The sequence below is a fragment of the Amycolatopsis sp. NPDC051045 genome (genome assembly GCF_040682955.1).
Taxonomy (GTDB): Bacteria; Actinomycetota; Actinomycetes; order Mycobacteriales; family Pseudonocardiaceae; genus Amycolatopsis.
The window spans coordinates 96,439-105,641 of sequence record NZ_JBFBCC010000005.1 but is presented as its reverse complement, the minus strand read 5'-3'; the positions used below and the strand labels follow the sequence as shown (position 1 = coordinate 105,641).

General features: G+C 74.8%; 1 protein-coding gene. It reads right to left on the bottom strand.

The features are described 5' to 3' along the window. Window positions 1–22: 22 nt before the first annotated feature. On the bottom strand, window positions 23–9,178 hold the full coding sequence (locus AB0M80_RS14335; RefSeq protein WP_364563792.1) for a type I polyketide synthase: 9,156 nt from the start codon (window positions 9,176–9,178) through the stop codon (window positions 23–25). Between the last annotated feature and the right edge of the window lie 25 nt (window positions 9,179–9,203).

Here is a 9,203-nt window from a genome sequence, read left to right as displayed (position 1 = left end):
GTCAGGCGTCGCTCAGTCAGCGTCACTGCGCCGGCGGCGGGGAAATTCCGAGCTCGTTGTCGATGAAGGCGAAGACCTCGGCCGCCGAGGCGTCCGCCAGCTGCGCCTTCGGCGGGCCCGCGGTGTCCGCGCTCCAGTGGTTCAGCAGGGACTTCAGCCGCATCTCCACGCGCATCCGGACGTTCTCGTCCGGCTCGAGGTCCGTCAGCGACGCCTCCAGCCGGTCGAGCGCGCCGAACGCCGACTCGGCGGGTGTGCCGCCGGGAGCGATCCCGGCCGCCAGGAACCGGGCGAGCGCGAGGGGGGTCGGGTGGTCGAAGACGGCGGTGGCCGCCAGCCGCAGGCCGGTGACCTCGCGCAGCCGGTTGCGCACCTCGACCGCGGTCACCGAGTCGAACCCGAGGTCGCGGAACGGGCGGGTGCTGCCCACGGCGTCGGGGCCGCGGTGGCCGAGCACGGCCGCGGCCTCGGTGCGGACCAGGTCGAGCACGGCCCGGTCGCGTTCGGCTTCCGGCAGCCCGGCCAGCCGCTCGCGCCACCCGGCCGCGGCGCCTTCGTCGTGCCGGTCCTGGTCGGCTTCCAGCCGGTCGAGCACGCGGCGGACCGCGGGCAGGTCCTCGATCAGCGGGCGGCGCCGCGACGCCGTGAAGGCCGGAACGAACCGTTCCCAGTCGACGTCGGCCACGGCCAGGAAGGTCTCGTCGCGGTCGAGCGCGCCCTGCAGCGCGGCCACGGCCCGGTCGGGCGCCATCGGCCGGAGGCCACGGCGGCGCAGCTGCTGCTCGCCATCGCCGGAGGCCATGCCGCCGCCGGCCCACAACCCCCAGGCCACCGAGGTCGCCTTCGCCCCGCGGGCGCGGCGCTGTTCGGCGAGCGCGTCCAGGTAGGCGTTCGCAGCGGCGTAGGCGCCCTGGCCCGCGCTGCCCCAGACCCCGGAGTTGGAGGAGAACAGCACGAACGCTTCGAGGTCGTCGCCGAGCAGCGCGTCCAGGTGCGCCGCACCCGCGACCTTGGCGGCGAGGACGTCTTCGAACTCGGCCAGGCCGGTCTCGGCGAGGGTGCTCGACTGCGGCAGCCCGGCCGCGTGCACGACGGCCACCGGCGGGTGGACGAGGCTGTCCAGCAGGGCTTCGACGGCCTTGCGCTCGGCGACGTCGCACGCGGCGATGGTCACCGCGCAGCCGTACCCCCGCAGCTCTTCGGCCAGTTCGGCCGCGCCCGGGGCGGCTTCGCCCCGGCGGCTGGTGAGCACGAGGTGCTCGGCGCCGGAGCGGCCCAGCCAGCGGGCGACGTGCGCGCCGAGCGCGCCGGTGCCGCCGGTGACGAGCACGGTGCCGTGCGGCCGCCACGGCTCGCCCGTCGGGGCCGGGCGGGCCGGACGCAGCCGCCGGGCCAGGACGCCGTGGGCGCGGATCGCGAGCTGGTCCTCGCCGCCGGGCTCGGCCAGCAGCCCGGCCAGCCGGTCGGCGGCCCGCTCGTCGAGTGCGGCGGGCAGGTCGACCAGCCCGCCCCAGTGGCCGGGGTACTCCAGGCCGAGCACGCGGCCGAGGCCCCAGAGCTGCGCGGGCACACTCGACGCCGGGGCGTCGTCAGGACCGGTGGCCACGGCACCGCGGGTGAGCAGCCACAGCGGGGCGTCGATCCCGGCGGCGGCCAAAGCCGGGGCGAGTGCGGCCGTGGCGGCCACCCCGGCCGCGATCAGCGGGTGCCCGGGCAGCGGCGTTTCGTCCAGCCCCAGCAGGGAAACCACCCCGGCGTACTCGCCCGGCGGCAGGTCCGGCCCGGCGGTGACGACGTCGGCGCCGCGCGAGGCGAGCGCGTCGAGCACCGCCGTGACGAATCCGCGGTGACCGTCCGGAACGAGCGCCAGCCAGCGACCGGACAGCAGGGGCAGCGCGGGCTCGGCGACCGGTACCCAGCCGACCTTCAGGCACCACGAGTCCACAGTGGATTCTCGAGCCCGGCGTTCGCGCCAGCGGGCCAGCGCGGGGAGCACCTCGTCGAGCGCGCCCCGGTCGACGCCGAGGGCACCGGCGAGGTCTTCGGTTTCTTCGAGCGCCGTCCAGAGCCCGTCGTCGGCCGGGGCCGCGGGGGCCGGATCCAGCCAGTACCGCTGGTGGTCGAAGGCGTACGTCGGCAGCGGGACCAGCCGGGCACCTTCGCCGAACGTGGGCGTCCAGTCGAGGTCGACGCCGTGGACCCACGCCTCGGCGAACGAGGTGTACAGCCGGTCGAGGCCGCCTTCGCCGCGGCGCAGGGTGCCGGTGACGAGGGCTTCGCGGCCGAGGTCGTCGAGGGTGTCCTGGACGCTCATCGTCAGCACCGGGTGCGGGCTGCACTCGACGAAGGTGTCGTAACCGGCTTCGGCCAGCAGCCGCGTGGTCGTGCCGAACAGCACCGGGTTGCGCAGGTTGGTGTACCAGTAGCGGCTGTCGAGCCCCGCGGTGTCCACCGGCTCGGCGGTCACCGTCGAATAGAAGGCGATCTCCGACGACCGCGGCGAAACCGGCGCGAGCAGCTCGCGCAGCTCGGCTTCGATGAGTTCGACCTGGACCGAGTGGGACGCGTAGTCGACCGGGATCCGCTTGGCGCGGATGCCGTCGGCTTCGCAGGACTCGATCAGCTCGTCGAGGGCGCCCGGCTCGCCGGACACCACCACCGCGGCCGGACCGTTCAGCGCCGCGATCGACAGTTCGCCGGTCAGCCGCGTCTCGACCGTTTCGCGGGCGGCGGCCACCGACACCATGCCCCCGCGCCCGGCCAGGGCCAGGATCGCCTTGCTGCGCAACGCGACCACGCGAGCACCGTCTTCGAGCGACAGCGCACCCGACACCACCGCGGCGGCGATCTCGCCCTGGGAGTGGCCGAGCACGGCGTCGGGCCGGACGCCGTGCGCGCGCCAGGCTTCGGCCAGCGACACCATCACGGCGAACAGGGCGGGCTGCACGACGTCGACCCGCCGCAGCATCGCTTCGTCGCCGAGGACTTCGGCCAGCGACCAGTCGACGAACGGCGCCAGCGCGTGTTCGCAGTCCCGCATGCGGGCCGCGAACGCCGGCGACGTTTCCATCAGGTCCAAAGCCATCCCCACCCACTGCGAGCCCTGCCCGGGAAAGACGAAGGCGACCTTGCCCCCGTGGCGCGCGCTGCCCCGCACCAGGCCGGGAACGGCCCGGCCGTGGGCGAGCGCGCCCAGCGGGTCGTGCCCGCCGGGCTCGCCGGTGGTCACGAGCACCGCCCGTTGCTCGAACGTAGACCGGGATTTCGCGAGGGAGTACCCCACATCTGCGGCCCGGACCCCCTGTGCGGCCCCTACCCGCGCCTGCAGCCGGCGGGCCTGCGCGACGAGCGAGGCCGGCGTCTTCGCGGACAGGACCCAGGGCACCGGGCCGGTCGCGACCGGCCCGGACGGCTCGGCCGCGACCGGCTCCGGTGCGGCTTCGAGGACCGCATGGGCGTTGGTGCCGCTCATGCCGAACGACGACACGGCCGCGCGGCGCGGTCGGCCGCTCTCGGGCCACGGCCGGTTTCCGGTCAGCAGCCGGACGTTCCCGGCCGACCAGTCCACGTGGGACGACGGCGTGCCGGCGTGCAGCGTGCCCGGGAGCACGCCGTGGCGCAGGGCCAGCACCATCTTGATCACCCCGGCGACGCCGGAGGCGGCCTGGCTGTGCCCGATGTTGGACTTCACCGAGCCGAGCCACAGGGGGTTCGCCCGGTCCCGGCCGTAGGTGGCCAGCAGCGCCTGCGCTTCGATCGGGTCGCCGAGGGTGGTGCCGGTGCCGTGCGCTTCGACGGCGTCGACGTCGTCGAAGGTCAGCCGGGCGTTGGCCACCGCCTGGCGGATCACCTGCTGCTGGGCGGGGCCGTTGGGCGCGGTGAGGCCGTTGGACGCGCCGTCCTGGTTGACCGCCGAGCCGCGGATGACGGCGAGCACCTCGTGGCCGTGGCGCTGGGCGTCGGCGAGCCGTTCGACCAGCACGACCCCGGCGCCCTCGGCCATGCCCATGCCGTCGGCGTCGTCGGAGAACGCCTTGCAGCGGCCGTCGCCGGCGAGCGCGCGCTGGCGGCTGAAGGCGACGAACGACGCCGGCGTCGACATCAGCGCCACCCCGCCCGCGAGAGCCATCGTGCACTCGCCGGTGCGCAGCGACTGGCACGCCAGGTGCAGCGCGACCAGCGAAGACGAGCACGCGGTGTCGACGGTGACCGCCGGGCCGGTGAGCCCGAAGGTGTAGGAGATCCGGCCGGAGACGACGCTCGCGGCGCCGCCGGTGAGCAGGTGCCCGGCCGAGCTGTCCGGCTGGGCGAGCCCGATGCCGTAGTCGGCGTAGTTGGTGCCGACGAACACGCCGGTCGCGCTCCCCCGCAGGCTCTCCGGGTCGAGGCCGGCGCGTTCCATCGCCTCCCACGACGTCTCCAGCAGCAGCCGCTGCTGGGGGTCCATGGTCAGGGCTTCGCGCGGTGAGATGCCGAAGAAGCCCGGGTCGAAGTCACCGGCGTCGTGCAGGAACCCGCCGTGGCGGGTGTAGCTGGTGCCGTCGTGGTCGGGGTCGGGGTCGAACAACGCCTCGACGTCCCAGCCGCGGTCGGCCGGGAACCCGGTGATCGCGTCGCCGCCGGCGGTGATCAGCTCCCAGAGGTCCTCCGGGCTGGTGACGCCGCCGGGGTAGCGGCAGCTCATCGCGACGATCGCGATCGGCTCGTCGTCGGCGACCGCGACGACGGTCTCGGTGACCGTTGCCGGGGCGCCGAGCAGGAACTCGGTGATGCGCTCGGCGGTCGGGTGGTCGAAGGCGAGGGTGGCCGGGAGGCTCCGGCCGGTCTCGGCGGCGAGCCGGTTGCGCAGCTCGACCGCGGTCAGCGAGTCGAAGCCGAGTTCCCGCAGGGCCACGCCCGGCGCGACGGCGTCCGGGCTGTCGTGGCCCAGTACCGCCGCCGCGGTGGCGCGGACCAGGTCGAGCACGGTCCGGGTGCGATCCGCCGGGGACAGCCCGGCCAGGCGGTCACGCAGTCCGCCGGTCGCGGGCGGGGTGCTCTCGACCGTCAGCGCGTGGCGGACCTCGGGCAGCTCGTCGAGCAGCGGGCGGGGCCGCAGGGCGGTGAACACCGGCGCGAACCGGGCCCAGTCGACGTCGGCCACGGCCAGGAACGTCTCGTCGTCGGCGAGGACCTGCCGCAGGCCCGCGAACGCGAGGTCGGGGTCGAGGAACGGCAGGCCCTGGCGCAGCAGGCGGCTCGCGTCGAAGTCCTGGTTCTCCTTGGCGGGGTTGGCGGCGTTCCAGACGCCCCAGGCGAGCGAGGTGGCCCGCAGGCCGCGGGCGCGCCGCCGCCGGGCGAGGGCGTCGAGGTGGGCGTTGGCCGCGGCGTAGGCGGCGTGGTCGCCGCTGCCCCAGACGCCGGCGATGGAGGAGAAGAGGACGAACGCGTCGAGGTCGTGGTCGAACACCGCGTCGAGGTTTTCGGCGCCGAGCACCTTGGCGCGGGCGACGGCGGCGAATCCGGCGAGGTCGGTGGCGTCGATCGAGGCCAGTTCGATCAGGGCGGCGGCGTGGATCACCGCTCGGATGTCGTGCCGTTCGGCGAGCGCTTCGACGTCGGCGCGGTTTGCGACGTCACAGGCGGCGAAGGTGATGCCCGGATCGGCGGCGAGTTCGGCGGCGCCGGGGGCCTGGTCGCCGCGGCGGCTGGCCAGGACGACGTGGCCGGCGCCGGCGCCGCGGAGCCAGCGGGCGATCCGCGGGCCGAGGGCGCCGGTGCCCCCGGTGACCAGGACGGTACCGCTCAGGGACCACGAGCCGGGTGCGGTTCGCGGCGGGGTGGCGCGGACCAGGCGGCGGACGAGCGCTCCGGAGGGCCGGATGGCGAACTGGTCCTCGTCACCGGGGGTGGCGAGGATGGCGGCAAGGCGCGCGGCGGCGCGGTCGTCGAGGTCGGCGGGCAGATCGATCAGGCCGCCCCAGCGGCCGGGGTGTTCCAGGCCGATGACCCGGCCGAGCCCCCAGATCTGAGCCTGGGCAGGCGAGGGCGAGTCCGTGGCGACGGCACCGGACGTCAGCAGCCACAGCGGCGCGTCGATCCCCGCGTCGCCGAGGGCCTGCGCGAGCAGCAGCGTCCCCGCGACCCCGGACGGCAGTTCGGGGAACTCCGGGTGCGGCCGCTCGTCGAAGCCCAGCAACGACACCACGCCCGCCACATCCGGCCCGGCTTCGCGCAGCCGGGCGGCCAGGCTTTCGCGGTCGCCGGTCACCGGCACGACCTCGGCTCCGAGCACCTCCGGGACGGACGAGTCCTGGCCGGGCGCCACCACGGCGAGCCACCGACCGGTCGGCGTGCCCGCCGGCTCGGCCGCCGGGCGCCAGCGGACGTCGTACCGCCAGGAGTCCACAGTAGACTTCTCGCGGGCCGTCCGCCGCCACTCGCTCAGTGCGGGCAGCAGCTCGCTCAGCGAAATTTCGGGGTCGACGCCGAGCGTGTCGGCGAGGGCCTGCAGGTCGCGGCTGTCGACGACCTCCCAGAAACCCGAGTCCGCCGGGGCCGGCGCTGCGGGCGTGCCGGGCTTCAGCCAGTAGTGGCGCTGCTGGAAGGCGTAGGTGGGCAGCTCGACGCGGGCCGCACCGGCGAAGTACGGCGTCCAATCGACCTTCACGCCGTGGACGTGCGCTTCGGCGACCGACAGCGCGAACCGGTCCAGGCCGCCTTCGCCGCGGCGCAGGGACCCGAGCGCGACGACGTCTTCCCCGATCGCCATGGTCAGCACCGGGTGCGGCGACGCCTCGACGAAGATCCCGAAACCCTCGCTCTTCAGCTGCGCGACGGCCGTGTCCAGCCGCACGGTGCTGCGCAGGTTCGTGTACCAGTACTCCGCGTCCAGCTCGGCACCGTCGATCCACTCGCCGGTGACGGTCGAGAAGAACCCGGTCCCGGCCGTGCGCGGGGTGATCGGCGCGAGCACGTCGAGGAGTTCGTCCCGCAGCTGCTCCACCTGCACGGAGTGGGACGCGTAGTCCACCGGGATCCGGCGGGTGCGCACCTCGGCACAGGCGGCCATGAACTCGTCGAGCGCGCCGGGCTCGCCGGAGACGACGGTCGACGCCGGACCGTTCACAGCGGCGATGCCGATCCGTTCGCCCCAGGGGGCGGCGAGCTCTTCGGTCCGGTCGCGGGACGCGGCGACCGAGACCATGCCCCCCGCGCCCGCCAAGGCGAGAATAGCTTTGCTGCGCAGGGCGACCACGCGAGCACCGTCCTCGAGGGACAGTGCACCGGAGACCACCGCGGCCGCGATCTCGCCCTGGGAGTGGCCGATCACCGCGTCCGGGCGCACACCGTGGGCGGCCCAGAGCGCGGCCAGGGACACCATCATCGCGAACAGCGCGGGCTGCACGACGTCGACGCGGTCCAGTTCGGTCTCGTCGAGCAGCGAGAAGCCGGTGTACGGTTCGAGCGCCCGCGCGCACTCGGTGAACCGGGCCGCGAACACCTCCGAGCCGGCCAGGAGTTCGGCGGCCATCCCGGTCCACTGCGCGCCTTGGCCGGGGAAAACCATGGCGACCTTGCCGCTCCCGGCGACCCCCGAGACGACGTGGGGAGCGGGCGTGCCGTCGGCGAGCGCGCGGACCCCGGCCAGGAGATGCTCCCGGTTCGCACCGACCACGACGGCGCGGTGCGCGAACGTCGACCGGGTCGTCGCCAGCGAGAAGGCGATACCGGCCGGATCGGCGTCCACAAGAGACAGCCGGGCGGCTTGCTCGCGCAGGGCTTCGGCGGACTTGGCCGACAGGACCCACGGCACCACCCCGGACGTGCTTCCCGGGGACGGCGGCTCGGGCGCGGCTTCCTCCAGGATGATGTGCGCGTTGGTGCCCGAGATGCCGAACGACGACACCGCACCGCGGCGCGGCCGGTCGGCGAGCCACTCCCGGCCTTCCTGGAGCAGCTCGACCGCCCCGGCGGTCCAGTCGATCTTCGCCGACGGCGTCCCCGCGTGCAGGGTCGGCGGCATCCGGCGGTTCCGCAGCGCCATCACGAGCTTGATGACCCCGCTGACCCCGGCCGCGGCCTGCGTGTGGCCGATGTTCGACTTGACCGATCCGAGCCACAACGGGGTCGCACGGTCCTGCCCGTAGGTGGCCAGCAGCGCTTGCGCCTCGATGGGGTCGCCCAGCGCCGTGCCGGTGCCGTGCGCCTCGACCAGCTCGACATCCACAGTGGACAGCCGGGCGTCGGCGAGCGCGTCCCGGATCACGCGCTGCTGGGCCGGGCCGTTCGGGGCGGAGAGGCCGCTGCTCGCCCCGTCCTGGTTCACCGCCGAGCCGCGGACCACCGCGAGCACCGGGTGGCCGAGGCGCTGCGCGTCGGCCAGCCGCTCGACCAGCAGCATGCCGACGCCCTCGCCCCAGCCGGTGCCGTCGGCACCGTCGGCGAACGCCTTGCACCGCCCGTTCCCGGACAACCCGCCCTGACGGCTCATCTCGGTGAACATGTCCGGGTTGACCATCACCGCGGCGCCACCCGCGAGCGCGAGGTCGGACTCTCCGCGCCGCAGCGACTGGACGGCCAGGTGCAGCGCGACCAGCGAGGACGAACAAGCCGTGTCGACGGTGACCGACGGACCCTCCAGGCCGAGGGTGTAGGAGATCCGGCCGGACAGGACGCTGGTGGCGGTGCCGGTCATCAGGTGCCCCGCGACCGCCTCGGCCTCCTCCCCCGCGCCGGTGCCGTAGCCCTGGGAGGCCGCGCCGACGAACACCGCCGACCGGCTGCCGCGCAGCGTCTCCGGGATGATCCCGGCCCGTTCGAGTGCTTCCCACGACGTCTCGAGCAGCAGCCGCTGCTGCGGATCCATGGCGAGGGCTTCGCGCGGTGAAATGCCGAAGAAGCCCGCGTCGAACCGGCCCGCGTCGTGCACGAAGCCGCCCTCGGCGACGAAACCGGCGTCGTGCGCGTCCGGCCAGCCGCGGTCGGCGGGGAACCCGGACATCCCGTCGGCGCCGCTGTCCACCAGCCGCCAGAGGTCCTCGGGCGAGCGGACGCCGCCGGGGAACCGGCAGGCCATCCCGACGATCGCGACCGGCGCGGACCCGGCGTTCTCGACCTCCTGGACGCGCTTGCGGGCGCGCCGGAGGTCCGCGGTCACCTTCTTCAGGTACTCCCGGAGCTTCGCGTCGTTGTCCATCAGGCCCCATCCCGTCGCGTGCCGT